Genomic DNA, 587 nt, shown 5'->3' with positions numbered 1-587 from the left:
TCTGCGTTTGTCTTTCCCGAAAGAAAGACGTTCGAATGTTTCCGTTGCAGGAAACGATTCTCCATAGAAAGGAGGTGATCCAGCCGCACCTTCCGATACGGCTACCTTGTTACGACTTCACCCCAATCATCTACCCCACCTTCGGCGGCTGGCTCCTTGCGGTTACCCCACCGACTTCGGGTGTTGCAAACTCTCGTGGTGTGACGGGCGGTGTGTACAAGACCCGGGAACGTATTCACCGCGGCATGCTGATCCGCGATTACTAGCAATTCCGACTTCATGCAGGCGAGTTGCAGCCTGCAATCCGAACTGAGACCGGCTTTTAAGGATTGGCTCCATCTTGCGATATTGCTTCCCGTTGTACCGGCCATTGTAGTACGTGTGTAGCCCAAGTCATAAGGGGCATGATGATTTGACGTCATCCCCACCTTCCTCCGGTTTGTCACCGGCAGTCTGCTTAGAGTGCCCACCATGATGTGCTGGCAACTAAGCATAAGGGTTGCGCTCGTTGCGGGACTTAACCCAACATCTCACGACACGAGCTGACGACAACCATGCACCACCTGTCTCCTTTGTCCCGAAGGAAA

1 rRNA gene is annotated in these 587 nt (G+C 53.8%); it reads right to left on the bottom strand.

Annotated elements, in window-relative coordinates:
* Positions 1 to 67: 67 nt before the first annotated feature.
* Positions 68 to 587: ribosomal RNA gene (locus QCD85_RS23645) — 16S ribosomal RNA — on the bottom strand; the annotation flags it as partial.

This window comes from Paenibacillus sp. PsM32 (genome assembly GCF_030433815.1).
GTDB lineage: Bacteria > Bacillota > Bacilli > Paenibacillales > Paenibacillaceae > Saccharibacillus > Saccharibacillus kyungheensis.
The sequence above is the reverse complement of the archived record's forward strand: the minus strand, read 5'-3'. Positions and strand labels throughout refer to the sequence as shown.